This is a genomic window from Microbacterium sp. FW305-3-2-15-F-LB2 (genome assembly GCF_058787255.1).
In genome coordinates, this window is record NZ_JBYSZO010000001.1 from 3,291,827 (window position 1) to 3,316,843 (window position 25,017).

Consider the following 25,017-nt stretch of genomic DNA (forward strand, 5'->3'; position numbering starts at 1 on the left):
AGCATCCGTCTACTCGACGATCTCGGCCTCGATGACGTCGTCGTCGAGGTCGCTCTGTTCGGCGGCGGGACCGGCGCTCGTGAGCACCAGGGACTCGCCGTCGCTCGCGACGTCGACCTTCACCACATCGCCGTCGTGGACGCCGCCGGCGAGGATCGCCATCGCGAGGCGGTTCTGCACCTCGGACTGGATCAGGCGGCGGAGCGGACGGGCTCCGTACACCGGGTCGTACCCGCGCTCGGCCAGCCACGACCGGGCATCGGGCGTGACCGCGAGCGTCAGACGGCGTTCGCGGAGGCGCTTGTGCAGCGCGTCGACCGCGAGCTCGACGATCTGGGCGAGGTCGTCCTCGGTGAGCGCCTGGAAGATGACGATGTCATCGAGACGGTTCACGAACTCGGGCTTGAACGCCTGCCGTACCAGCGCCTGCACCTGCTCGCGCTTGGTCTCGATCGAGAGCGTCGGGTCGATGAGGATCGGCGAGCCGAGGTTGGAGGTGAGGATCAGGATGACGTTGGTGAAGTCGACCGTCCGCCCCTGGCCGTCGGTCAGCCGACCGTCGTCCATCACCTGCAGCAGGATGTCGAACACTTCGGGGTGCGCCTTCTCGACCTCGTCGAGGAGCACGACGCTGTACGGGCGTCGCCGCACGGCCTCGGTGAGCTGGCCACCCTGCTCGTAGCCGATGTACCCCGGAGGGGCACCGACGAGCCGGGCGACGGAGTGCTTCTCGCCGTACTCGGACATGTCGATGCGCACCATGGCGTGCTCGTCGTCGAACAGGAAGTCGGCGAGCGCCTTGGCGAGCTCTGTCTTGCCGACACCGGTCGGGCCGAGGAACAGGAACGAACCGACCGGGCGGTTCGGGTCGCTGATGCCCGCACGCGAGCGCCGCACCGCGTCGGACACCGCCTTCACGGCATCCCTCTGGCCGATCAGGCGCTTGCCGAGCTCGCGCTCGAGGTGCAGCAGCTTCTCGGTCTCGCCCTGCAGCAGACGACCCACCGGGATGCCGGTCCACGCGGCGATGACAGCCGCGATGTCCTCCTCGGTGACCTGGTCGTTGACCATGCGGTCACCGGCGGGCTCTTCGCGTTCGGCCGTCATCAGTTCGCGCTCGAGCGCCGGGATGTCGGCGTACAGAAGCCGCGACGCGCGCTCGAGGTTGCCCTCGCGCTGGGCGCGCTCGGCATCCACGCGGGCGGCGTCGAGTCGCGTCTTCAGGTCGCCGACGCGGTTGAGCGACGCGCGCTCGCGCTCCCAGCGCGCCTGCAGCTCGTCGAGCTTCGACTGCTCGGCGGCGAGGGTCTCGCGCAGGGCCGCCAGACGCTCCTTCGAGGCCGCGTCCTTCTCCTTCTTGAGCGCGAGCTCTTCGAGCTTCAGGCGGTCGACGTGCCGACGCAGTTCGTCGATCTCGAGCGGGGCCGAGTCGATCTCCATGCGCAGCCGCGACGCGGCCTCGTCGATGAGGTCGATGGCCTTGTCGGGCAGCTGGCGCGACGGGATGTACCGGTTGGAGAGGGATGCCGCGGCGACCAACGCCGCGTCCGCGATCGCGACCTTGTGGTGCGCCTCGTACCGCTCCTTGAGACCGCGGAGGATCGCGATCGTGTCTTCCACGGTCGGCTCGCCGACGTACACCTGCTGGAAGCGGCGCTCGAGGGCGGCATCCTTCTCGATGAACTCGCGGTACTCGTCGAGCGTGGTCGCGCCGATCAGGCGCAGCTCACCGCGGGCGAGCATCGGCTTGAGCATGTTGGATGCCGCGACCGAACCCTCACCGCCACCCGCGCCCATGAGCACGTGCAGCTCGTCGATGAACGTGATGATGCGTCCGTCGGACTCGGTGATCTCTTTGAGGACGCTCTTCAGGCGCTCCTCGAACTGGCCGCGGTACATCGCACCGGCGACGAGCGCCGAGATGTCGAGAGCGACGAGCTCTTTGTTCTTGAGGCTCTCGGCGACGTCGCCCGCGACGATGCGCTGCGCGAGGCCCTCGACGACAGCGGTCTTGCCGACGCCGGGCTCGCCGATGAGGACCGGATTGTTCTTGGTGCGGCGGGTGAGCACCTGGCTGACGCGCCGGATCTCGCTGTCGCGCCCGATGACGGGGTCGAGCTTGCCCTGACGGGCCCGGTCGGTGAGGTTGATGCCGAACTGCTCGAGGGCGCTCCGCGCGTCCTCCTGCCCCGGCTGCTGGGTGGCGTTCATGGTGTCTCCTGGAAATCTTTCGCAAACTTGAGTTGCGTTGACTCAAGTTTAGCAGCGCGGGATGTGCGTGGCAATGGGGGCAGCGTCGCCGCAAGGCCGCGCCGACCACGCGGCCTTCGTCGCGGCGCACGCCCTGGCCCGCGCCCCTCGGAACCCGCGAGACTTCATCGCGCCGACAAGTGCAGCGCAGGCTGCAAGGGACATGTCGGCGCGAGGAAGTCTCGCGGACCAGGTCAGGCCGGCACGGCCTCGAGGGATGCCACGGGCTCGAGGGATGCCGCGGCCTCGAGGGATGCCGCGGGCTCATCCGCGCACGAGAACCGGGCGCGGTAGGCGGTCGGGGTGAGTCCCATCGTGCGGGCGAAGTTCTGCCGCAGCACGGCCGCGGAACCGAAGCCGCACTCGGCGGCGATGCGATCGAGGCCGAGGGTCGTCTCCTCGAGGAGGCGCTGCGCGTGCAAGAGTCGCTGTCGCGCCAGCCATGCCGCGGGTGTGGCACCGAAGTCGGCCTTGAAGCGGCGCGCGAACGTGCGCGGCGACATGTGTGCGCGTGCGGCGAGCCGCTCGACCGGAAGGTCGGCGTGGAGGTTCTGCAGCATCCACTCGGTGACCGGCGCGAGAGACAGCGACGTGTCGACGGGGAGGGGCGCGGCGATGAACTGGGCCTGGCCGCCGTCACGCTGCGGCGCCACCACCATCCGCCGCGCGATGCGGTTGGTGAGCTCGGCGCCGAGCTCCTGGCGCAGGAGGTGCAGGCACGCGTCGAGCCCCGCAGCGGTGCCCGCACTCGTGATGATGTTGCCCGCCTGGACGTAGAGCACGTCGGGATCGACCTCGATCCGCGGGTACATCCGGGCCATGGTCTCGGCGTATCGCCAGTGCGTGGTGGCACGGCGACCGTCCAGCACGCCGGCGTCAGCGAGGACGAACGAGCCGCTGCACACGCTCAGCAGCCACGCGCCCCGTGCGTCGACGCGACGGACGAGCTCCGTCACGCGCTCGTCGATGGCACCCCATTGAGCCCGCGGCACGGGCGCGAGCACCAGGACGTCGACGTCTTCGGCGGCATCGAGGCCGAGCTCGACATTGATCGAGAAGCCGATGTTCGACGGTACGACCCCCGGGTCCGGACTCACGATCCGGAAGTCGAAGTTCGGGATGCCGTCATCGCTGCGGTCCAGTCCGAACGCCTCGCACGCGAGACCGAACTCGAACGGCGCGAAGCCGGGCTGGACGACGACGGCGACCGAGCGCATGAATCCTCCGGGTGGCAGAAATACGACGAATGACGTCCATCATGCCACTCGTGGGCATGATTCGTACAGACGTAGCTTATCTGCCATGGCATACTTCATCGCTCTCGGCATCCTGTCCCTCCTCGGTATCGTCGCAACGCTGTGGCTGATTCGTACCGACGGCTACGGCCGCATCCCCGTCGACCCTCGCCGCCTCCCCGGTGGGGCGGACAGTCACGCCGCTCGCGCGCCCACCGCATCCCACGATCGCGCGACGTTGGGGACGGACATGTCGCATGAACGCGCCAGCGCGACCCCGACCGCGCTCCCCTCCGTGCGTCGCCCTCAGCGCGACACGGCGCGGGCGTAGACCTCGACCATCGCGGCTGTGCGCGACGACTGCCGGAACCGCTCCCCGATGGTGGGATCCACCGCGACCGGCGACCCCGCCGCGATGTCGGCGGACGCGCGACGCAGCGCCTCGGCGAGCGCCGGGACCGTGGCATCCGGAACACTCCAGACACCCGCGCCCAGTTCAGCGGCGATGTCCGGGTCGCTGACGACGGCCGGCGTCCCGAGCGACGCCGCCTCGAACACCGTCATGCCCTGCGTCTCGAAGCCGATCGACGTCTGTACGACCGCGTCGGCCTCGGCGAGACGCTCAAGCGTCTGGGCGTACGGCATCCGGCCCGAGAACCGAATGGATGCCACCGGCCGCGAGCGCTCCACGAGGCGTCGCGCCGTGCGGAGCTGCGCTCCGCCGCCGATCACCTCGACATCCGCGTCGATTCCGGACGCGGCGACCGCCTCGAGGAAGGGCAGCAGCCGCTTCTCGGGACTCATCCGGCCGATCCACACGAAACGCGGACGTCCCGGGCGGCGTCCGGCGGGACCGGCGGCAAGCGCCGCATCGAGGATGTCGTCGTCGATGCCGTTCCACACGACGTCGACTCCCGAGGCCGTGCCGACGCCCGGGGCGGGCGCGCGGCCGCTCCCCGACGCGCTGCCGACCCCGGACGCTGAGCCACCGGCCGGAAGGGCGCCGTGCGCCTCGAGGCGTCGGGCGAAATGCGCCGAGGGTGCCGTGACCGCGGTCGAGAGCCGCGCGAGGCGCCGTAAGTAGGCCCAGCCGTCGTGGCCACCCTCGCCGCCGCGGCCCGGAATCGCCGGGCGCAGAGCGCGCCGCGCCCACGCGTTGAGCACTCGCAGCACCAACCCCGGAAACGGCGCCGTCGCCTCGATCCCGACGTCGACGCGGTTGTGCATGGTGTGCACGACGGGCAGCCCGTGCCGCGCGGCGTAGCGGTGGCCGATGAACGCTCCCCAGAAGTCGGCTTGCACGTGCACGACGTCGACGGGGGGACGGCCCGCCATCGCGGCATCCACGAAACGATCGGTCCGGATGCCGGGCCACGACAGGGCGTACTCCCGGTCGGGGGTGACCGGGATCGACGGGAGATCGACGTAGGCCGTGTCGGCGGGGGCGGGACGGTGAATCCGCGGGGCGACGACGGTGACGGTGTGCCCGGCGCGCTCGAGGAACCGCCGCTGCAACCGCATCGACACTTGCGCACCGCCCAGCGACTCCACGTGCTGGTCGGCGAACATCACCACGTGCACGGGGTCACTCCGGCAGGGGGCGTCCGCGGTACAGTGCCTCGAACGTGTCGAGTGTGCGGCCGATGTCGTGCACCTTCACCCCTTCGAGCGAGGCCTGCTGCATGCGGCGGCGGTCGTCGGGCGAGGCGGTGAGGACGTCGGTCAAGCGCGCGGCGAGCTCTTCGACGTTCCCGGGCTCGAACAGGTAGCCGTTCTCGCCGTCGTGGACCAGGTGCGGCAGGGCGACGGCGTTCGCGGCGACGACCGGGAGACCGGATGCCATCGCTTCCATCGTCGCGATGGACTGCAGCTCGGCGATCGAGGCGATGGCGAAGACGCTGGCCCGCGTGTACAGGGCGCGTAGCTCTTCTTCGGAGGCGTGCCCGTGGAACGTGACGCGGTCGGCGACACCCAGCTGCTCGGCGAGCTGCTCGAGGGTGCGACGCTGGTCGCCGCCGCCGACGATGTCGAACGTGGCGTTCAGTGCGGGATCGAGCTGAGCGAGCGCGCGGAGGACGATGTCGATCCCCTTCTCGGTCGTGAGGCGTCCGACGAAGAGGATGCGGTTCGCGTCGCGCGGCTCGAAGTCAGGGGTGTAGTTGGAGCGGTCGATGCCGCACGAGACCGGGATGACGCCCGTGATGTCGATCGTCGACTCGAGGAAGTCCGCCGCGCGGCGCGTGGGGGTGGTGACGGCGCGCGTGAGGGCGAACGTGCGCTGGGCGTCGGCCCACGCGAGCTTCACGAAGATGCGGTCGAGGGAGTCGGGGAGCGTCGTGAAGTCGAGGATGTTCTCAGCCATCACGTGGTTCGTCGCGACCACCGGGATGCCACGCTTCCGCGCCTCGCGCGCGAGTCCGCGCCCGATGATGATGTGGGACTGGATGTGGACGACGTCGGGCTTCACCTCGTCGAGCACCCGCCGGGCGTAGTGCTTCGACCGCCACGGCAGGACGAACGTGAGCCAGTCGTGCGGCAGGAACCGCCAGGAGGGCAGCCGATGCATCGTCATCGGCTCTCCCTCGATCACTTCGGTGAAGACGCCGGTGTTGCGGTGGCCGGCGCTCGGGGCCATCACGTGGACGTCGTGGCCGCGCGCCACGAGCCCCGCGGCGAGGCGCTCGGCGAAGCGTGCCGCACCGTTGACGTGCGGGAGGAAGGTGTCTGCTCCAATGAGGACCGTCAGAGGGCGGTCATCCGAAGATGAGGGGGCGGGCGTCGCAGGAGTGGTCACGGGTGGTGAGGCCTATCTGTGCGGCGGAACGGGTCGCACTGTGCGGTGCATGCGCCCCTCAACTGTACCCGAGGGGGTTCGGGGGACCCCGGATGCCGAGGCGCTGAGGCATGGGCGATACCGGGACGCGTCCGGTTCCGGGGTGGCTGCCTTGGGCACGCGCCGCGTCGTGTTCGGGCGGGTCGCGCGCCGCGTCATGTGTGGAGCGGGGCACGCGCCGCGTCGCGTTTGGGGCGGAATTCTCCGTTGGGGCGGAGAAATCACGCCCCAAACGAAGAATCCCGCCCCAAACCCACCGCCGCGAGGTCAGCTGCGCGCGACGCTCGGGTCGAGTTCGGGTGCGGCCGCCTCGTCGCCCGCGGCGCTCTCGAACTGCGACTGGTACAGGCGCCAGTAGGCGCCGTGCGCCGTGATGAGCTCGTCGTGCGAGCCCTTCTCGACGATGTCGCCGTGCTCCATCACGAGGATGAGGTCGGCGTCGCGGATAGTGGAGAGCCGGTGCGCGATGACGAACGACGTCCGGCCCTCGCGGAGCGCGGCCATCGCCTGCTGCAGCAGCAACTCGGTGCGGGTATCGACAGACGAGGTCGCCTCGTCCAGGATCAGCACCGACGGTCGCGCGACGAACGCCCGCGCGATGGTGATGAGCTGCTTCTCGCCCGCGGAGACGTTCGCGGCATCCTCGTCGAGGACCGTGTCGTACCCCTCGGGCAGCGAGTGCACGAACTGGTCAACGCGGGTGGCCACGGCGGCCTCCACGATCTCGTCGTCGGTCGCCGACTCGCGGCCGTACCGGATGTTGTCGCGGATGGTGCCCGCGAAGAGCCACGGATCCTGCAGCACCATTCCCGTGCGAGAGCGCACGTCATCGCGGCGCAACTCGCCGATGTCTTGCCCGTCGAGGAGGATGCGTCCGCCGTCGAGTTCGTAGAACCGCATGATGAGGTTCACCAGCGTCGTCTTACCGGCACCGGTCGGGCCGACGATGGCGACTGTCTGGCCCGGCTCGACACGGAACGACAGGTCACGGATGAGCGGCCGATCGGGCGTGTACGAGAAACGGACCGACTGGAACTCGATGACGCCGCGTCCTTCGACATGCGCGGAGGCGTCCGCAGCATCCGGCTCCTGCTCGTCGGCGTCGAGCAGCGCGAAGACGCGCTCGGCCGAGGCGGTGCCGGACTGGACGACCGCGGCCATGCCGCCGAGCTGCGACAGCGGCTGCGTGAACTGCTGCGAGTACTGGATGAACGCCTGCACGTCGCCGAGGCGGATCTGGCCGCCGGCGACCATGAGACCGCCCAGGACCGCGATGCCGACGTACGTGAGGTTCCCGACGAACATCATCCCGGGCATGATCATGCCCGACAGGAACTGGGCGCGGAAGCTCGCCTCGAACAGCTCGTCGTTCTCGACCTCGAACTTCTCGCGCGCGTCTTTCTCGCGGCCGAAGACTTTCACGAGCGCGTGACCCGAGAACGACTCCTCGACGCGGGCGTTGAGGCGGCCGACCTTCTTCCACTGCTCACCGAAGGCCTTCTGCGAGCGCGGGCCGATGACGCCGAAGATCACCGCCATGAGCGGCAGCGAGACGAGCGCGACCAGCGCGAGCTGCCAGGAGATGCTGAACATCATGATGAGCACGCCGACCACGGTGAGCACCGAGGTGAGGGCGCTCGAGAGCGACTGCTGCATCGTCTGAGTGATGTTGTCGATGTCGTTCGTGACGCGCGAGATCAGCTCGCCGCGCTGCACCTTGTCGAAGTACGCCAGCGGCAGACGGTTGATCTTGGCCTCGACGTCTTCGCGGAGGCGCCACATGGTGCGCACCATGATCACGTTGATGACGTAACCCTGGATCCACGACAGCAGCGACGAGCCCACGTAGATCGCGAGGACGGTCACGATGACGACGCGCAGGGCGTCGAAGTCGACACCGGCGCCCACCTGGAAGTTGTCCATCGCCGAGACGATGTTCGCGACGTCTCCCTGACCCGAGGAGCGGAGGGCGTCGACGACCGTCTCTTTCGGCGTCCCCTCCGGGAATCCCTGGGCCAGCGACTTCGAGACCACTCCCTCGAAGATGATGTTGGTGGCGTTGCCCAGGATGCGCGGCGCGAGCACCGCGAGCACGACACCAACGGCCCCCAGGAACGAGACGAAGGCGAAGGTCCATGCGTGAGGCCGCAGCAGGCCGATGAGTCGCCGGAAGCTCGGCCCGAACGCCGACGCCTTCCCCGGCGCGACGCTGTTCCAGTCGCCGGAGTTCTGGCGCGCCTGCTCGGCGAGTTCGAGCTCGGCGCGCTCCTCTTCCGTGAGGGCATCGGGAGTGCTCATGCTTCCACCCCCAGCTGCGACTCGACGATCTCGCGGTAGGTGGGGCTCGTCTGGACCAGCTCGTCGTGCGTGCCGAGTCCGACCATGCGCCCGTCTTCCAGGACGACGATGCGGTCGGCCCCGGTGATCGTGGAGACGCGCTGCGCCACGACGATCTTCGTGACGTCGGGTAACTCGTCCCACAGCGCTTTTCGCAATCGCGCGTCCGTCGTGAGGTCGAGGGCCGAGAACGAGTCGTCGAAGACGAGCACGCGGGGGCGATGAACGATCGCTCGGGCGATGGCGAGGCGCTGGCGCTGCCCACCCGAGACGTTCGTGCCGCCCTGCGCGATACGGGCGTCCAGGCCGCCCTCCATCTCTCGGACGAAGTCGCTGCCCTGCGCGATCTCGAGCGCGCGCCACAGCTCGTCGTCGGTGGCGTCCTCGCGGCCGAAGCGGAGGTTGGAGGCGACCGTGCCGCTGAAGAGGAAGGGCCGCTGCGGCACCAGACCGATGCCCCGCCACAGTTCGTCGAGGTCGGCCTCGCGCACGTCGACCCCGCCGACCCGCACGGCGCCGCCGGTGACGTCGAACAGGCGCGGGATGAGGGAGATGAGGGTGGTCTTGCCGGCACCCGTGGAACCGACGATCGCGACGGTCTCGCCCGGGGCGGCCGTGAAGCTGATGCCCGACACGACGGGGGCTTCGGCACCGGGGTACGAGAAGGCGACGTCGTCGAACACGACCTCGCCGGGGGCGGGGAACGCGGCGACCGGGTTCGCGGGGCGCTCGAGCGTCGAGGTGCTGTCGAGGACCTCGCCGATGCGCTCGGCCGACACCGCGGCGCGCGGGATCATCACCGTCATGAAGCTTGCCATGAGCACGCCGCCGAGGATCTGCGCGACGTACTGGATGAAGGCGAACAGCGTGCCGATCTCGACACCACCGGCATCCACCTGGATGCCACCGAACCAGATGACGCCCACCACGGTGACGTTCAGCACGAGCATCGCCAGCGGGAACAGGAGGACGAAGAGCGACCCCACCTTGCGTCCGACGACGAGGATGTCGGTGTTCGCCCCGCGGAAGCGCTCCTCTTCGATGCGCTCGCGCACGAACGCCCGCACGACGCGGACGCCGGTCAGCTGCTCGCGCATGACGCGGTTCACGGCGTCGAGCTTGGTCTGGTAGCTGCGGAACAGCGGCACCATGCGCGCGATGATCAGCGCGACGAGCACGAGCAGCACCGGGACGGCGACGCCGATCAGCCAGCTCAACCCGACGTCCTGCTGCAGGGCCATGATGATGCCGCCGATCGCGAGGAGCGGCGCGCTCACGAGCATCGTCGCGCCCATCATCGCCAGCATCTGCACCTGCTGGACGTCGTTGGTGTTGCGCGTGATGAGCGAGCCGGCGCCGAACTGCGACAGCTCGCGCTCGGAGAACCCGCTCACACGTTCGAACACGTCACGGCGGATGTCGCGCCCCGCGGACATCGCGGCCCGCGCGGCGAAGTAGGTGGCGATCACGGAGGCCACGATCTGGCCGAGTGATATGACCAGCATGAGCGCCCCGCGCGACCAGATGTAGCCCGTGTCACCCCGGGCGACGCCCTGATCGATGATGTCGGCATTCAGGCGCGGCAGGTATAGCGTCGCGACGGCCGACGCCGCCTGGAAGAGGAGGATGGCGACAAGCAGCCAGCGATATCGCGAGAGATAGCGGATGAGGAGCTTTCCGAGCACGGCGTTCTCCGGGTGTCAGATCGGTGCGGTGCGACCACCGCGAGATAAGAGTGGCACGAACCTCCGACATCGCGAGAGTGCTTCCGCGGAAGGCGTACGTCGGCCCCGGCAGGCTGGCATCCAGGCTCGTAGGCTAAGTGTCATGCCTCGACTCCAGGCCGACGCCCCCGCCGACCTCTGGGTGCCCGTCACCGGCTCGCTCGGCCTGCGCGGACGCCGACACCGCAAGGCCGCGATCCGCATGCTGCTGACGCAGGCGAACCGCGCCGTCGGCGCAACCGAGCGCCCCGGCAGCGGGCTCTTCGCCTGGGTGGCGAGCCAGGCCGCACCGTTGCTCATGCGCCGAGCCGCGGGCCGCGTGCTCGTGTGGGTGTGGCGGAGCGACCCCGACCTGCTCGTCGTGATGGCGCAGCTGCAGGAGGCGACGCCGCAGCTGCGCGCCGCCCGCGCGATGATGCCGATGGAGTACGACGACACCGAGGCCTTCCGCAATCCTCACCTGGGGGTCGGCGAGAAGCTCGCGATGCCGCTCCCCTCCGACGCGCGCACGCCGCCGTTCGCGACCTACACGTGGGACACCGGAGCCCACTTCGTCACCGTCACCGCGGTGTGCGCCGACCGCCAGCGCTTCGGCACGGTCATCGGCGCCGTGGACGACCTCGCCCGCACCCTGCGCGTGGTCGACGACCTGCGGGTCGGTGAGGCAGCGACCGTCCTGCGACTCGATCCGGCGTGAGCGCGCCGCGCTGAACGGAGCGCGTTCGTGATGTCGCAGAACCGGTGGCGGTATCGGTCGGGGCGGCTCATCGGAGACCCTCGCGGTGACGGCTCGGGCTGATCCCTCGAGCAGAGAGAGATCGGAGAGAGCCGTACCGCGAGGGCAACGGTGCCGCCGCCTAGAGAGCGACGCGACCGACGAGATTGACCTTCACGCCGATGTGGTCGAACATCGCCGCCTTGGCGAGGAGCGCACGGTCGGCGGTTTCCGCATCCGGGGCGTAGACGACCTGGGCGTGGTTGGCCTTGTGCCGAGCCATGAACTGATCGCGGTCGATGTCGTGCAGCACGACATGGGCGATCGGCCATTCGGGGTTCGTCATCTCCTTGCGGCGACGGGTCTCTTCCTCGGGCAACTCGATCACCGAGCCGCGAAGGAGGTCCACCTGCAGGATGCCGTCCGCGAGGAACACCCGCGAGATCACCACCTCGCCGGGCCGGGAGACACCGTTGATGGTCGCCCCGCCGGCGGGGAAGAACACCTCACCCTGGCGCCATCCCTCGGCGTGGTCCCATCCACCCAGGTGCGAGGCCGGGACCGACCCCGAGATCTCGTAGACCCAGACGAACTGGCCCTCGTAGTCTTCACCCCACCGCACGTCGTGCAGCGTGTTGTCGGGTACCAGGCCCATCGCGCGCCAAATGCGGTCGGTGATCAGCGCATCGACGGCGACACCCTCGTCGGCCTCGTTGAAGTGCGGGAGGGCTCGTCCCGCGAAGAGTTCACGCTGCCCATCGCGGGAGAACACCGGCGGGCGGTCCGTCGTGTTGAGGATTCCCTCCGCCAGATCCGAGGCGGGCACGAGGTCCTTGAGCCCCTGCTGGTACTGGATGCCGACGGCATCCACACCGAAGTCATCCGCGATGCGCACCGCGGCGATGTACATCTTCAGCTGCCACTGCACCTGATCGCGCGTGAGCTCGGTCGCGGGGTCGGCGCCGAACCGGAACACCATGCCCGCCGACGTCAGCCAGTCGAACGTGGCGTCCGCCTCGGCATCCTCCACACGCAGCATCTCGGCGTAGAGCGCCGACTGCGACAGCCGCTCCTTGTAGATGCCGATCGGGTTGAGCAGCTCGTCGTCGAAGATCGCGTTGTACATGCCCATGCAGCCCTCGTCGAACACGCCGATGATCGCCTTGTCCAAGAGCAGTTCGGCGCCCAGCGCGCGGCCGAGTTCCACCTCCGGAGTCTCGGGGAGGGCGGGGAGCGTCCGGACGTGCGAAACGTCGTGGGCGATGCGGCCGGTCGCGATCCACTCCCGGAGACGGGATCGGAACCAGTCGTCCGTGAAGTCGACCGACCACAGTGTCGAGTGCTCCTTGCCCATCTTCGCCAGCCCCGCGTTGAGTCCCAGCAGGCCCACGAGTCCCGGCCACTCGCCGGCGAAGTTCGCCAGCGTGAGGACGGGTCCGCGGTGGGTCCGGAGTCCGGCGAGAACGTGGTGCGAGTACTGCCACACCGCCTCGGCGACGATCAACGGCGCATCGGTCGGGATGCCGGTGAAGACCTCGAGGCCCATGCGCTGGCTCGAGATGAAACCGTGTCCGGTCGCGGGATCGACGTCGTTGGCGCGCACCACCGTCCATCCCTCCTCGGCGAAGGCGGCGCTGATGGCTCGCTCCATCGCCTCCTGCGTCGGCCAGCCGGCGACGTTCGCCGACTCGCGCAGATCGCCCGAGGCGATCAGATAGGCGGTGGATGCCGGCGCCTCGGGGCGGGGGCGGAGTTCGGGCAGGGTGTAAGGGTTCAACGCGTAGTCCTTTCTTCGGGAGGCGCGGGGATGCACGGCGGGGCTCGTCGTCAGTGCACGCCTGCGAAGCGCTCGATCTGTTCGCGGGTGCCGTATGACGCGGCGGCTCCGCGGTGGGCGACCGCGTATGCCGCGGCCTGGGTGGCCACCGCAGCGGAGGTGGCCAGATCCGCCCCGGCGGCGAGCCGGGCGGCGAGGGTGCCGACGAACGCGTCGCCGGCCCCGGTGGTGTCGACGACCTCGACCGAACGGGCGGGCAACCGCTGCGTGCCGGCCGCCGTGCGCACGACCGCTCCGTCGGCACCGAGAGTGACGACGAGGGAGCATGCGGGCAATGCCCCGGCCTCCGCCGTCGGATCGATACCGAGTTGTGCGGCCTCGATCTCGTTGACGACCAGGGGATCCGCGGTCGCAAGCGTGTCACCGCCCACCTCGACGAAGGGCGCGAGGTTCAGGACGAACCGGGCACCGACTGCGCGGCACGCGGCGGCGACGGCGTCGATGACCGCCCGCGACACCTCGCCCTGCACGAGCACGACGGTCTCGGCGGCCCAGTGGCCCGCGGCCTCGCGAACCATCTCGGCGTCGATCACGGCGTTGGCCCCGGGATCGACGAGGATCAGGTTCTCGCCGCGGGGGTCGACGACGATGAGCGCGCGCCCCGTGGACCCGGGGACCGTCCGCACGCCGTCCACGTCGACGCCGTGGCCGCGGAGGCTCCGCAGGGCGTCGTTGCCGGTGGCATCCTGACCGACGGCCCCGACGAGGGCGACGTCCGCCCCGGCGAGGGTCGCGGCAACCGCCTGGTTCGCCCCCTTGCCTCCGAGACCGCGGAGGACAGGGCCGGTGAGCAGCGCCGTCTCCCCCGGTACGGGCCACGACGCCACGGGCAGTGTCTCGTCGGCGTTGATGGAACCGACGACGACGACCGTCGCGGTCACCGGTACGTGGCCACGACGCGCTCGATCTCCGCGAGCGCGGCGTCATCGGGCGCGGCCAGCGCCATACGGCAGACTCCGTCCGCGACGCCCATGATCCGGTAGGCGGCCTTCATCCGCGCCATGTCACCGCCGATGACGGCCACGACATCGTCGACCGCGGCCTGCGCACGAGCGAGCGCGTCCGCGTCGTCTCCGTCTGCGGCGCGGGCGAGATCGCGGAACGGCTTCGGCAGCACCGACGACACCCCGGACACGACGCCCTGCGCCCCCGACTCTCCGGCGGCCACGAGCTCACGGTCGGCACCGGTGTACAGCACGAAGTCGTCGGGCACGACCGCGCGGTACGCGGCGAGCTCGTCGAGCGAGAGCTCGCTGACCTTCGCTCCGACGACCGCGGGCAGTTCGGCCAGGCGCGCCAGCAGGGCTGGCGAGACCGGGATGCCGCTGCGCTTCGGGTACACGTAGACGTACAGCGATCCATCGCCCACCGCGTCGGCGACCTGCGTGAAGTAGTCGTAGACCGCTTCTTCCGTGGCGGGGAGGTAGTACGGGGTGAGGGCGGCGAACTCCGTCACCCCGAGCTCGCGCGCGACACGGACGCGGCGGACGGCCTCGTAGGCGCTGGGCTGCCCGACATGCGCGATGACCCGCAGGTGGCCGGAGAGCTCGTCGACGGCCATCGACACGAGCGTGCGGAACTCGTCGTCGTCCACGGCGGGGAACTCCCCGGTGGTCCCGAGGACGAACGCGCCCTCGTTTCCCGACCGGGCGACGTAGCGGAAGATCTCGCGGCTCCCGTCGACGTCGAGGGCGCCGTCGGGGCGGAAGCTGGTGGGGATGGCGGTGACGATGTCACGACGGGACATGGTGGACCTTTCGGCTCGGATCAGGCGTAGGAAGAGTTGGCGGCGGGGGTGACGACGAGCTCGTTGACGCACACGCGCGCGGGCAGACCCGCAAGCCAGGCGATCGCCTCGCCGAGGTCGTCGGGACGCAACATGAGCCCGCGCGCTTCGGCGGAGGGCGGGTCGGGGCGGGTGTCGAGGATGTCGGTGGACACCTCACCGGGGCACAGGTGCGTCGCCGTCACGCCACCGCGTCCTTCCGCGGCGTTCAGGGTCTCCGCGAGAACGCCGAGCGCCGCCTTGCTCGCCGAATAGGCGGCGCCGGCCCCCGGCGAGAAGCGCCATGCCGCCCACGACGAAACGAGGACGATCCTGCCTTCACGTCGTTCCCGCATCGCGGGCAAAACGGCGTGGATCGCACGAACGGCACCGTGGAGGTTGGCATCCATGACGTTCTCGATGTCCGCGGGCTCGACCGAATCCCAGAACCGCTGCCGCACGTTCGTCCCGGCGCTGTAGACGAGCGTGCCGACGGGGCCGTGACGGTGGGCGATCGCCTCCGCCGTCGCGAGAACCGCGGACGGGTCCCCGACGTCGAGGGCCGCGGCGGAGGCGGACCCGCCCGCGGCGCGCACCCGGTTCACGACGCGGTCGAGTTCACCTTGGCGTCGCCCGGACACGATCACATGCCGGTCTGCCAGGGCCAGCGCCCACGCGGCGGCCTCGCCGATGCCGGAGCCGCCCCCGATGATCCAGGCGGTTGATCGAGGCACGCGTCAGCCCTTCGTTGCGCCGGCGGTGAGACCGCTGACGACGTACTTCTGCGCGATGAGCGCCACGATCATCACGGGCACCGTGATGACCACCGCGGCCGCCATGAGCCCGCCCCAGTCGACGGCGGCGTAGCTGGTGAAGTTGACGATGGCGACGGGGAGCGTCCTGGTGCTCTGGCTGGAGAGCACGAGCGCGAAGAGGAAGTTGTTCCAGCTGAAGATGAACGACAGGATCGCCGCCGTCGCGACACCCGGCACCGAGAGAGGAAGGACGACCCGAACGAAGGCCCCGATCCGGCTGGTGCCGTCGATCTGAGCGGCCTCCTCGAGCTCGACGGGGATGCCATCGAAGAAGCTCGACATGATCGCCACGACGAGCGGCATCGTGACGAACAGGTGCGTGAGGATCAGCACGGTGTAGGTGCCCACCAGGTGCACCTGCGAGAACAGGAAGTACCAGGGGATGAGCAGGCTCACCCCCGGGATCACACGCGCCATCAGCAGGAACGCGGTCGTGCTGCGTGCCTTGTACCGGGCGATGCCGTACGCCGCGGGCACGCCGATGGCCAGGGCCAGCAGCGTCGCCCCCGCGCCGACGAAGATGCTGTTGCCGATGATGGGCAGGAAGTTCTGCGCGCCGAACACGGTCCCGTAGTTGCCAAGGGTGGGTTCGAAGGAGAACGTCTTGGATGGGTCGACGACGTCGAGGTTGCGCTTCAGGCTCGCCAGGAACATCCAGATCAGCGGGACCAGGAACGACAGGACGACCACGGCGATCGCGACGACGCGGGCGACACCGCCGACCACGGCGGCCGGCCGAGGGCGGCGGCGCTTCGGGATGGGGGACCCCGCGGTCGAGGGCGATGCGGATGCCGAACGACGGGTGGTGGCGGAGGGAGTCAGGGTGGCGCTCATGAGCGGGCTCCTCGATTTCGCAGGATCGCGAGGGCGAGCAGGACGACGATGATCAGGACGAAGAAGAGCATCAGCAGGGCCGATGCCTTGCCGTACTGGGAGAACTGGAACGCCTGCCCGTAGGCCAGGATGTTCAAGGTCTCGGCCTCGTGGCTGGACCCGCCGCCGATGCCCTTGGTGGCGTAGATGATGTCGAAGGTCTTCATCGCGTCGATGGACCGCAGGATTGCGGCAGCGGCGATCACCGGAGCCAGGAGCGGCAGGGTGATGTGGCGGAAGCGCTGCCAGGCGTTCGCGCCGTCCACGCGGGCCGCCTCGTCCGGCTCCTCGGGCAGAGTGGACAGCCCCGCGAGCAGGATCAGGATGACCATCGGAGTCCATTGCCAGACATCGATGAAGATCAGGGTGTTCAGCGCCATCGACGGGTCGGAGAGCCATCCCTGCGGCGGCAGTCCGAGGAAGCGCATCACGACGTTGGCGAAGCCGATGGAGGGCTCGAAGATGAGCAACCACATCATGCCGACCGCGACGGGCGTGGCCACCAGGGGCAGGAGGATGAAGACGCGCACCAGGCTCTGACCGCGGAACGTCTTGCGTAGCAGGAGCGCGATGGCCAGACCGAGGACGATCTCGAGGGCGAGGGCCATGCCGGTGAAGTAGGCGGTGCGCCCGACGGCCGGCCAGAACCGCTCGGTGTCGGTCAGCCAGCCGATGTAGTTCTCGAACCCGACGAACCGGAACGGTCGTGAGACGGCTCCCGCGGAGTCGGTCATCGAGAGGAACACGGTGTAGCCGATCGGGAAGGCGATCAGCAGGGCGATGAACACCACCGACGGGGCGATGAGTATCCATTTCAGATGCGCGTCGATCCAGTCGACGGCTCGGGTCGCGGGGGTGACGCGACGGCGTGAGGCGGTGAGGGTCGCCATCGTTCCTCTTTCGGTCGGGGACGGGGCCCCGGCGGCGTCGCCGGGGCCCCGTCAGGTCACTTCTCGGAGTCGAGGAGGTCCTGGAACTGGGAGTTGGCGGATGCCGCTGCCCCGGCGACGTCCCCTCCTTCGATCGCGGTGATCACGGGGCCGCCGACGATCTCGCGCGCCGCCGCGACCTGCTCGAGGCGCGGACGGTCATGGCCGACGCCGTGGTCGGCGACGTTGCGGACGATGTCGACGAGTCCGGCAGGGAAGGACGCCACGGCGGCATCGTCGGCCCACGCCGACTGTCGCGCGCCCGGAACGGTCTCATTGGCGAGCAGCCACGTGGTGTTCTCCTCGTTGGTCACCCACTTGATGAAGTCCCACGCGGCATCCTTCTTGGTGGAGAACTCGTTGATACCGACCGTCTGGGGAACGATGTTGTAGAAGTGGGAGCCCGCGGGACCCGCCGGGAACTGAGCGAAGCCGACGGTGTCGACGACGCTGCTCTTGCTCGAGTCGAGGAAGGTATAGGCCTGGCTGTCGGCGTCGATGTAGAACGCCGCCTTGCCCTGGGCGAACAGCGCGGATGCCTCGACCCAGCCCATGTTGGTTGCTCCGGGAGGGCCGTACTTGCTGAGCAGGTCGCCGTAGAGCTGGATGGCCTCGACCGCCTCGGGCGTGTCGATGCTGGCGTTACCGTCCGCGTCCTGGAAGTCGGCGCCATAGCTGTACAAGAACGACGACAGTTGCGTCACCAGCGGCACGCGCGAGCCGCGCATCGCGATGCCGTACACGCCGGCGTCGGGCTTGTTGAGAGCGGCGACGGCCGACTCGAGCTCGTCGAGTGTCTCCGGAACCGGGATGCCGGCCGCCTCCAGGAGGTCGGTGCGGTAGTAGACGATCTGGCGCTCGGTCATGACGGGGACTCCGTAGACGGTGCCGTCGAGCTGCACCGCGTCGCGGGCCGCCGGCTGGAAGTCTTCCCAGTTCCACGCGGCATCCGAGGAGACGTAGTCGGTCATATCGGCGAGCCAGCCGTTGCGCGAGAACTCCCGCATCACGTCCTGCACCTGGAACGCCATGACGTCGAAGTCGGAGGACGACGCGTTGAGCTTGACCTTGTAGTTGTCGTTGAGCTGCTCGTTGCCGTAGGCCTCGATGTTGACGGTGATCCCCGTCTCGTCCTTGTACTTCGTCGCGAGCGTCTTCACCCCCTCGACCCAGGGGCTGTTGGCGGCCACGACGGTGATCTCGGAGACGGGGGCGTCATCGCCGCCTGCTCCGCCGGCGCATCCGGTCAGCGCGAGTACGACGGCGCCTGCGGCGGCCAGTCCCGCGACGACGCGTCGGGTGTGCGGTGTAGTGAACATCGGTGTTCCTCTCGGGGTGTGTGATTGCAGCAGGAGTTATGCGACGAGCGCCTCGGGAAGGCGCCCGGCGAAGACGTCGACGATCGCCCGGGCCGTGGCCAGGCCGATGCGCTCGTACGCTTCGCGGCTGTCCGCCGCCGCGTGCGGCGCGACGACAACGTTCGGGTGAGCGAAGAGGGGGTTCTCGGCCGAGGCGGGCTCGACCTCGAAGACGTCGAGGCCCGCGCCGGCGACGCGACCGGATGCCAGACCCCGCACGAGCGCGGCCTGGTCGACGAGCCCACCGCGCGCGGTGTTGATCAGGATCGTGCCCTCGCGCATCGCGTCGATGAGGGTGTCATCGACGATGTGGTGGGTCGCGGCGGTGTGGGGCGCGTGCACGCTGACGATGTCGACGTCAGCGACCGCCGCAGCCGCGCTGTCCGCGAGGCGGACACCGAGTCGCGCGGCGGCGGCCTCGTCGGCGAACGGGTCGTACGCGGTGACCGCGACGTCGAAGCCGTGCAGACGGCGGGCGACGAGCTGAGCGATCGCGCCGAATCCGATGAGGCCGATGGACTTGCCTGCCAGTTCGCGTCCGACGAAGCGGTCCCAGCGGCCGGCCTTCGTCGCAGCATCCATCTCGGGCAGACGGCGCAGCACGGCGATCATGAAACCGATCGCCAGTTCGGCCACCGCGGCGGCGTTGCCGCCGGGGACGTTGACGACGTGGATGCCACGGATTCGCGTCTCGTCGAGGTCGATGTTGTCGAGGCCGACACCGAGGCGCGAGATGATCTGCAACCGGTCGGCGTGGGCGAGGGCGGCGCTGTCGTAGACCTCCACGCCCGCGACCGCGGCGTCGGCGCCGGCGAGAAGGGCGTGCAGCTCGGGCTGCGTCCACGGCACCGTCGCCTCGTTCTCGACGAGGGTGAACCCGTGGTCGAGCAGCAGCTGCCGACCGGAACCGCACAGCTCGGCGTAACGCACGGGTCCGACGATCACGGTGCGGCCGTCACCGACGGCGGAGGAGGCGGAGGTCATCTTGCGGAGCCCTTCTGGACGGCGAGGGGATCCGAAGAACCGATCACCATCGAACGATCTGTCTACTGTTAACAGTTACCATATGGGCGGGATCGGTGGGTGTCAATACGCGGTGCCGCCCCTTTGCGTCCGTCGCGCGAGGGCCCGCATGCGCGCGCGACGGCTGGGCGCGTCACCGTCGAACGGCGCGCGGAATCGTCGGACGAGCGGGGTGGCCTCCGCCGCGTCCGCACCGGGTGGGCGCGCGCGTCAGGCGGTGGAGCCTGCCGCGAGACCTCGCAGCACGTCGCGGACGTGCCCCTTCGCGAGCGTCAGATGGAGGCGCAGGCGGTGGACGGCGGCATCCACGTCTCCCGTCCGGATGACGTCGAGGAACCCCTGGTGGTCCTCGGTCGCGGAGGCGATGTCGGAGGTGTCGCTCAGTTCGAACAAGATCGCGAAGATGCGCTGGTACGGACGCCACGCGTCCACCAGACGGCGGTTCTGCGAGTTGGTGTAGAAGCTGGTGTGGAACTCCATGTCGAGCTCCGCGAAACGCTCGCCGTCGTCGCTGCTCGCGGCGGCCGACATGCCATCGACGATGCGCTGCACGCGATCCCAGTCGCTTGCGCTCGCGTTCTGGATGGCCAAGCGGATGGCGAGCGATTCCAGCGCCTCCCTCACGACGTAGAGCTCCTCCACGTCGCGCAGGTCCATGGCCCGCGCGTACAGGCGCTTGCGCCTGTCTTCGGCGAGACCCTCGACCTCCAGTTGACGGAGGGCGTCTCGCACCGGTCCGCGGCTCACGTCGAAGCGCGCGGCCAGGCTGTCTTCCGCCAGGTGCGTGCCCGGCGGGATGACGCCGCGGATGATCTCGACGCGCAGGCGATGCGCGATCTGGTCGCCCATGGCGAGGGGTCGAAGCTCCGACACGTCTGCTCCCAACTGTCGACCGTTGACAGACTACCTCGGACGCTCTTCACCCGATGATCGGTTCGTGCTGCGTCAGTCCTCGTCGTGATCGAAGACGCCGCGAGGACGCCACAGCACGATGTCCGTCGCACGCCGCACGCGCGCCCCGTGCGGCAGCGTCACGACCGAGCCGGTCGCCCCGGCGGCGAACACGCGCGCGCCCGGACGCGATTGACGCTCGGCGAGGAGCTGGCGTTCGAGATCGTTGACGCGGCGAGCGAGGTCGTGCACCTGCTCCTCGAGCGCGAGCAACCGCGCGATCGCGGGCAGGCTCATGCCCTCGCCCGACAGGCGAGCGACCTCGCGCAGCTGCTGCACGTGACGGCTCGAATAACGCCGGGATCCGCCCTGCGTGCGAGCGGGCACGACCAGACCGAGCCGGTCGTACTGCCGCAGGGTCTGCGGGTGCATGTTCGACAGCTCGGCTGCCACGGCGATCGCGAAGATCGGCGCGTCCTCGTCGATTTCCTTCTGGGACACGGCCTCTCCTCTCGCATCGATCGCCGGCTCCTGGCATCCGATTGTGGCGGATGCCAGGAGTCCAGCGTTACTGCCGCGCCTTGGCCATCAGGTCGGCGCGGGGATTCTCTTTCGGTTCGAGCGCGTGGAAGCGCTCGAGGGCCTCGCGGGCGGCGTCGTCGAGGTGGTCGGGAACGGCCACCTGGACCTCCGCGAGCAGGTCGCCCGTCCCCTTGGACGAATGGATGCCACGCTCCTTGACGCGCAGCACGCGGCCCGACGGAGTGCCCGGCGCCACGCGTAGCCGCACGGGCTCGCCCCCGAGGGTCGGCACCTCGATCGTCGCTCCGAGCGCCGCCTCGGTGAAGGTGACGGGGACCGTCAGCCGCAGGTTGAGCCCGTCGCGGGAGAACACCGGGTGGGGCCGCACAGCGACCGTCACCACGATGTCACCGCTCTCGCCGCCGTCCGGGGAGGGACGACCGCGACCGCGCAGCCGGATCTTCTGGCCGTCGGAGACGCCCGCGGGGATCTTGACCTTGAACGGCACGCCGTCCTCGCCCTGCAGGGTGATCGTCTCGCCCTTTGCGGCGGTGATGAAGTCGAGCGTCGTTCGCGCCGTGACGTCGGCGCCGCGCTGCGGACCGCCGAATCCGCGGTACCCGCCGGACGGCTGACCGAACCGGCCGGAGCCGAAGCCGCCGCCCTGCTGGTCGAACATCGAGAAGAAGTCCTCGAATCCGCCCGTCGCTCCCCCGCGCTGCTGCCCGAAGCGGCTGAACACGTCGTCGAAGCCGCCACCGCTCGCGGTCCCGGGTGCCGAGAAGCGCGCCCCCGAGCCCATGGCCCGGATCTGGTCGTACTCCTCGCGCTGCTCGGGGTCGTTGAGCACCGAGTAGGCCTCGCTGATCTCCTTGAACTTGGCCTCGGCCTTCGCGTCACCCGGGTTCGAGTCGGGGTGGTACTGGCGCGCGAGCTTGCGGTACGTCTTCTTCAGATCGGCAGCGCTCACGTCCTTGTCGACACCGAGGACCTTGTAGAAGTCCTTGTCGAACCAGTCCTGACTCGCCATGCGTCCTCCTACTCGACCGGCACGGCGACGACGACCTTGGCCGGTCGCAGCTCGACGGAGCCGAGGCGGTAACCGACCTCGACGACCTCGAGCACCGTGGCCTGGGTCACACCCGGAGTGGGCGCCTGGAAGATCGCCTCGTGGTGCTGCGGGTCGAAGGGCTCGCCGGCGGTGCCGTACGAGACGACGCCGAGGCGCTCGGCCACGGCCCGCACCTTGTCGCCGATCGCGGAGAAGGGGGTGCCCTCGACGAGGTCGCCGTGCTTCTCGGCACGGTCGAGGTCGTCCATGACGGGCAGCAGGCCCTTCACGGCCTCGCCCTTGGCGCGCTCGATCTCGCGCTCGCGCTGCTCTTCGGTGCGCCGCCGGTAGTTGGCGTACTCGGCCTGCAGGCGCTTGAGGTCGATCAGCAGCGAGGCCTCCTTGTCGGAGGAAGCCCCCTCTGCGGCGGCCTCGGGCGTCTGCTCGGCGCCGAGGATGTCTTCGATCGTCAGGCCTTCGGCATCCGGGGTCTGCTCGCCCGACGGCGCGGGGCCGGAGGTGTTCTCCTCCGGCCCCGTCGTCTCGTCAGGACCGGCGCCCGAGCCCTGGGGCTGTTCGTCGTCCTTGTGTGCCATGGGATCTGTCGCTTACTTCTTGTCGTCGGTGTCGTCGTCGACGACTTCGGCGTCGATGACGTCTTCCTCGGGGTTCGGCGTCTCGCCGTTGCCGGGCTGACCGACGTTGGGGTCGGCCGGTTCGCCCTGAGCTTGCGACGAGGCGTAGATGGCCTCGCCGAGCTTGCCCTGGCTGGCGTTGAGCTTGTCGAACGCGGTCTTGACCGCGTCGTCGTCGTCACCGGCGAGAGCCGTCTTGAGGGCGTCGACGTCGGCCTGGACGTCGTTCTTGACCTCTTCGGGCAGCTTGTCCTCGTTCTCCTTGATCAACTTCTCGATCGAGTACGACAGGGTCTCGGCCTGGTTGCGGGTCTCGGCGGACTCGCGGCGCTTCTTGTCTTCCGCCGCGTTCTCCTCGGCCTCGCGGACCATGCGCTCGATGTCCTCCTTGGGCAGCGACGAGCCGCCGGTGATGGTCATCGACTGCTCCTTGCCGGTGCCCTTGTCCTTCGCGGACACGTGCACGATGCCGTTGGCGTCGATGTCGAAGGTGACCTCGACCTGCGGGATGCCACGGGGAGCCGGGGCGATACCGGTGAGCTCGAAGGTTCCCAGCGGCTTGTTATCGCGGGTGAACTCGCGCTCGCCCTGGAAGACCTGGATCGCGACCGACGGCTGGTTGTCGTCGGCGGTGGTGAAGGTCTCGCTGCGCTTGGTCGGGATGGCGGTGTTGCGCTCGATGAGCTTGGTCATGATGCCGCCCTTGGTCTCGATGCCGAGGCTCAGGGGGGTGACGTCGATGAGAAGGACGTCCTTGCGCTCGCCCTTGAGGACACCGGCCTGCAGGGCTGCGCCCACGGCCACGACCTCGTCGGGGTTGACGCCCTTGTTCGCGTCGCGACCGGTCTCCTTCTTCACCAGCTCGGCGACCGCGGGCATGCGGGTCGAGCCACCGACGAGCACGACGTGCGCGATGTCGTCGACCTTGACGCCGGCTTCGCGGATGACGTCTGAGAAGGGCTTGCGGGTGCGGTCGAGGAGGTCCTTGGTGAGGTCCTCGAACTTGGCGCGCGTCAGCGTCTCGGACAGCGACACGGGGCCCGAGTCGGTGAGCGAGAGGTAGGGCAGGTTGATCGAGGTCGAGGTCGAGCTCGACAGCTCCTTCTTGGCCTGCTCCGCGGCCTCCTTGAGGCGCTGCAGGGCGATCTTGTCGCCCGAGACGTCGACGCCCGTGGTGTCCTTGAACTGCTTGATCAGGTAGTCGACGACGCGCTGGTCCCAGTCGTCTCCACCGAGGCGGTTGTCACCGGCGGTCGAGCGCACCTGGATGGTCGAGAAGTCGTCGTCCTTGCCCACCTCGAGGAGGGAGACGTCGAAGGTTCCGCCACCGAGGTCGAAGACGAGGATGAGCTCGTCCTCCTTGCCCTTGTCGAGACCGTAGGCCAGAGCGGCCGCGGTGGGCTCGTTGATGATGCGCAGGACGTTCAGGCCCGCGATCTCGCCGGCTTCCTTCGTCGCCTGACGCTCGGCGTCGTTGAAGTACGCGGGCACCGTGATGACGGCATCCGTCACGCTGTCGCCCAGGTACTCCTCGGCGTCGCGCTTGAGCTTCTGGAGGATGCGCGCGGAGATCTCCTGCGGCGTCCACTTCTTGCCGTCGACGTCGAACGTCCAGGTCGTGCCCATGTGACGCTTGACGGACGAAACGGTGCGGTCGACGTTCGTGACGGCCTGGCGCTTGGCGGTCTCGCCGACGAGCACCTCGCCGTCCTTCGTGAACGCGACGACCGAGGGGGTCGTGCGGAAGCCCTCAGCGTTGGCGATGACCTTCGGCTCGCCACCCTCGAGCACGCTCACGACGGAGTTGGTCGTCCCGAGGTCGATTCCCACTGCACGTGGCATATGTGTCTCCTTGATCATGAGCCGGGCGGATGCCACGACTCGGGCTTGGTGCAAAGTCTGCTGCGCGGGTTGAGCCGCGATGACTCAAGGCTAGCGCAGGGCGTTTCGGGCGTCAAGGAGACTTGATATGAATCGGCTCAACTTCTGCAGTCGACCGGGTGCCCGCCCGCGGCGCCGCGCGCTCGGCCGGTCGGTCGGTCGGTCGGTCGGTCGGTCGAGGCCCCTCGTCCCACTTATGACGGAACATGTCCCACCTGTTGTCGTATGGGAGCGCTCCAAACCGCAATAAGTGGGACGCGGTCGGGGTGGGGGACGCGGGCGGGGGGGGGGGACGCGGTCCGGGGGGCGAGGGCGCGCCTCGCGGGCGCGGCGCGGTCTGCGC

The 25,017-nt window shown here is 69.3% G+C and carries 21 protein-coding genes; 2 read left to right on the forward strand and 19 right to left on the reverse strand.

All coding sequences use genetic code 11. The features are described from left to right. Nucleotides 1-9: 9 nt before the first annotated feature. Together AC3WLZ_RS15860 and AC3WLZ_RS15865 are read right to left on the reverse strand one after the other, a co-directional pair. Nucleotides 10-2,211: an ATP-dependent Clp protease ATP-binding subunit gene (locus AC3WLZ_RS15860; RefSeq protein WP_492470711.1), complete on the reverse strand. Its 2,202-nt coding sequence runs from the start codon at nucleotides 2,209-2,211 to the stop codon at nucleotides 10-12. Nucleotides 2,212-2,444: 233 nt separating this feature from the next. Next, entirely contained in the window at nucleotides 2,445-3,467 is a 1,023-nt protein-coding gene (locus AC3WLZ_RS15865; protein ID WP_492470712.1) for a GlxA family transcriptional regulator, read from the reverse strand. Between the two features lie 85 nt (nucleotides 3,468-3,552). Here AC3WLZ_RS15865 and AC3WLZ_RS15870 point away from each other — a divergent pair, with 85 nt between their 5' ends. After that, entirely contained in the window at nucleotides 3,553-3,816 is a 264-nt protein-coding gene (locus tag AC3WLZ_RS15870) for a hypothetical protein (protein ID WP_492470713.1), read from the forward strand. Here AC3WLZ_RS15870 and AC3WLZ_RS15875 read toward each other — a convergent pair. The 4 genes from AC3WLZ_RS15875 to AC3WLZ_RS15890 all read right to left on the reverse strand — a co-directional run bounded on the left by AC3WLZ_RS15875 (nucleotide 3,792) and on the right by AC3WLZ_RS15890 (nucleotide 10,340). Further along, nucleotides 3,792-5,054, reverse strand: coding sequence for a glycosyltransferase family 4 protein (locus tag AC3WLZ_RS15875; RefSeq protein WP_492471000.1), 1,263 nt, complete (start codon nucleotides 5,052-5,054; stop codon nucleotides 3,792-3,794). The two genes, AC3WLZ_RS15870 and AC3WLZ_RS15875, sit on opposite strands and share 25 nt — an antisense overlap. Before the next feature lie 16 nt (nucleotides 5,055-5,070). After that, nucleotides 5,071-6,279 carry a glycosyltransferase gene (locus tag AC3WLZ_RS15880; protein WP_412925887.1) on the reverse strand — a complete coding sequence of 403 codons (1,209 nt, stop codon included), beginning with the start codon at nucleotides 6,277-6,279 and terminating at the stop codon, nucleotides 5,071-5,073. Nucleotides 6,280-6,585: 306 nt separating this feature from the next. Beyond that, on the reverse strand, nucleotides 6,586-8,616 hold the full coding sequence (locus AC3WLZ_RS15885) for an ABC transporter ATP-binding protein (protein ID WP_492470715.1): 2,031 nt from the start codon (nucleotides 8,614-8,616) through the stop codon (nucleotides 6,586-6,588). Next, complete coding sequence (locus tag AC3WLZ_RS15890; protein WP_412925889.1) at nucleotides 8,613-10,340, reverse strand: ABC transporter ATP-binding protein; 1,728 nt, start codon at nucleotides 10,338-10,340, stop codon at nucleotides 8,613-8,615. Before AC3WLZ_RS15890 ends, AC3WLZ_RS15885 begins: the two co-directional genes overlap by 4 nt. A 142-nt stretch (nucleotides 10,341-10,482) precedes the next feature. Here AC3WLZ_RS15890 and AC3WLZ_RS15895 point away from each other — a divergent pair, with 142 nt between their 5' ends. Beyond that, the gene (locus tag AC3WLZ_RS15895) at nucleotides 10,483-11,076 is read left to right on the forward strand and encodes a hypothetical protein (protein ID WP_412925891.1); all 594 of its coding nucleotides are present in this window, start codon (nucleotides 10,483-10,485) and stop codon (nucleotides 11,074-11,076) included. Nucleotides 11,077-11,236: 160 nt separating this feature from the next. Here the strand turns inward: AC3WLZ_RS15895 and AC3WLZ_RS15900 are convergent, their stop codons facing one another. The 13 genes from AC3WLZ_RS15900 to dnaK all read right to left on the reverse strand — a co-directional run bounded on the left by AC3WLZ_RS15900 (nucleotide 11,237) and on the right by dnaK (nucleotide 24,635). Continuing rightward, nucleotides 11,237-12,871: a fucose isomerase gene (locus tag AC3WLZ_RS15900; protein ID WP_492470716.1), complete on the reverse strand. Its 1,635-nt coding sequence runs from the start codon at nucleotides 12,869-12,871 to the stop codon at nucleotides 11,237-11,239. 50 nt (nucleotides 12,872-12,921) lie between these two features. Next, a complete protein-coding gene (locus tag AC3WLZ_RS15905) occupies nucleotides 12,922-13,812 on the reverse strand; it encodes a ribokinase (RefSeq protein WP_412925893.1) in 891 nt (296 codons plus the stop codon). Continuing rightward, nucleotides 13,809-14,678 (reverse strand): dihydrodipicolinate synthase family protein, encoded by an 870-nt coding sequence (locus tag AC3WLZ_RS15910; RefSeq protein ID WP_412925894.1) that lies wholly within the window; start codon nucleotides 14,676-14,678, stop codon nucleotides 13,809-13,811. Before AC3WLZ_RS15910 ends, AC3WLZ_RS15905 begins: the two co-directional genes overlap by 4 nt. 20 nt (nucleotides 14,679-14,698) lie before the next feature. Continuing rightward, entirely contained in the window at nucleotides 14,699-15,430 is a 732-nt protein-coding gene (locus AC3WLZ_RS15915) for an SDR family oxidoreductase (protein ID WP_492470717.1), read from the reverse strand. A gap of 3 nt (nucleotides 15,431-15,433) precedes the next feature. Beyond that, on the reverse strand, nucleotides 15,434-16,345 hold the full coding sequence (locus AC3WLZ_RS15920) for a carbohydrate ABC transporter permease (RefSeq protein WP_492470718.1): 912 nt from the start codon (nucleotides 16,343-16,345) through the stop codon (nucleotides 15,434-15,436). Continuing rightward, nucleotides 16,342-17,274, reverse strand: coding sequence for a carbohydrate ABC transporter permease (locus AC3WLZ_RS15925; protein ID WP_412925897.1), 933 nt, complete (start codon nucleotides 17,272-17,274; stop codon nucleotides 16,342-16,344). The genes AC3WLZ_RS15920 and AC3WLZ_RS15925 overlap by 4 nt, the downstream gene beginning before the upstream one ends. 56 nt (nucleotides 17,275-17,330) lie before the next feature. Beyond that, nucleotides 17,331-18,632: an ABC transporter substrate-binding protein gene (locus AC3WLZ_RS15930; protein ID WP_492470719.1), complete on the reverse strand. Its 1,302-nt coding sequence runs from the start codon at nucleotides 18,630-18,632 to the stop codon at nucleotides 17,331-17,333. Between the two features lie 36 nt (nucleotides 18,633-18,668). After that, nucleotides 18,669-19,655, reverse strand: a complete 987-nt coding sequence (locus AC3WLZ_RS15935) for an NAD(P)-dependent oxidoreductase (protein WP_412925899.1) — start codon at nucleotides 19,653-19,655, stop codon at nucleotides 18,669-18,671. A 249-nt stretch (nucleotides 19,656-19,904) separates the two neighbouring features. Continuing rightward, nucleotides 19,905-20,567, reverse strand: coding sequence for a GntR family transcriptional regulator (locus AC3WLZ_RS15940; RefSeq protein WP_412925900.1), 663 nt, complete (start codon nucleotides 20,565-20,567; stop codon nucleotides 19,905-19,907). Nucleotides 20,568-20,639: 72 nt separating this feature from the next. Beyond that, nucleotides 20,640-21,086: a heat shock protein transcriptional repressor HspR gene (locus AC3WLZ_RS15945; RefSeq protein WP_412925901.1), complete on the reverse strand. Its 447-nt coding sequence runs from the start codon at nucleotides 21,084-21,086 to the stop codon at nucleotides 20,640-20,642. 67 nt (nucleotides 21,087-21,153) lie between these two features. Continuing rightward, on the reverse strand, nucleotides 21,154-22,137 hold the full coding sequence (locus tag AC3WLZ_RS15950; RefSeq protein ID WP_412925902.1) for a DnaJ C-terminal domain-containing protein: 984 nt from the start codon (nucleotides 22,135-22,137) through the stop codon (nucleotides 21,154-21,156). A gap of 8 nt (nucleotides 22,138-22,145) precedes the next feature. Next, nucleotides 22,146-22,754 (reverse strand): nucleotide exchange factor GrpE, encoded by a 609-nt coding sequence (gene grpE, locus AC3WLZ_RS15955; protein ID WP_412925903.1) that lies wholly within the window; start codon nucleotides 22,752-22,754, stop codon nucleotides 22,146-22,148. A gap of 12 nt (nucleotides 22,755-22,766) precedes the next feature. Further along, the gene (dnaK, locus tag AC3WLZ_RS15960) at nucleotides 22,767-24,635 is read right to left on the reverse strand and encodes a molecular chaperone DnaK (protein ID WP_492470720.1); all 1,869 of its coding nucleotides are present in this window, start codon (nucleotides 24,633-24,635) and stop codon (nucleotides 22,767-22,769) included. Nucleotides 24,636-25,017 lie beyond the last annotated feature (382 nt).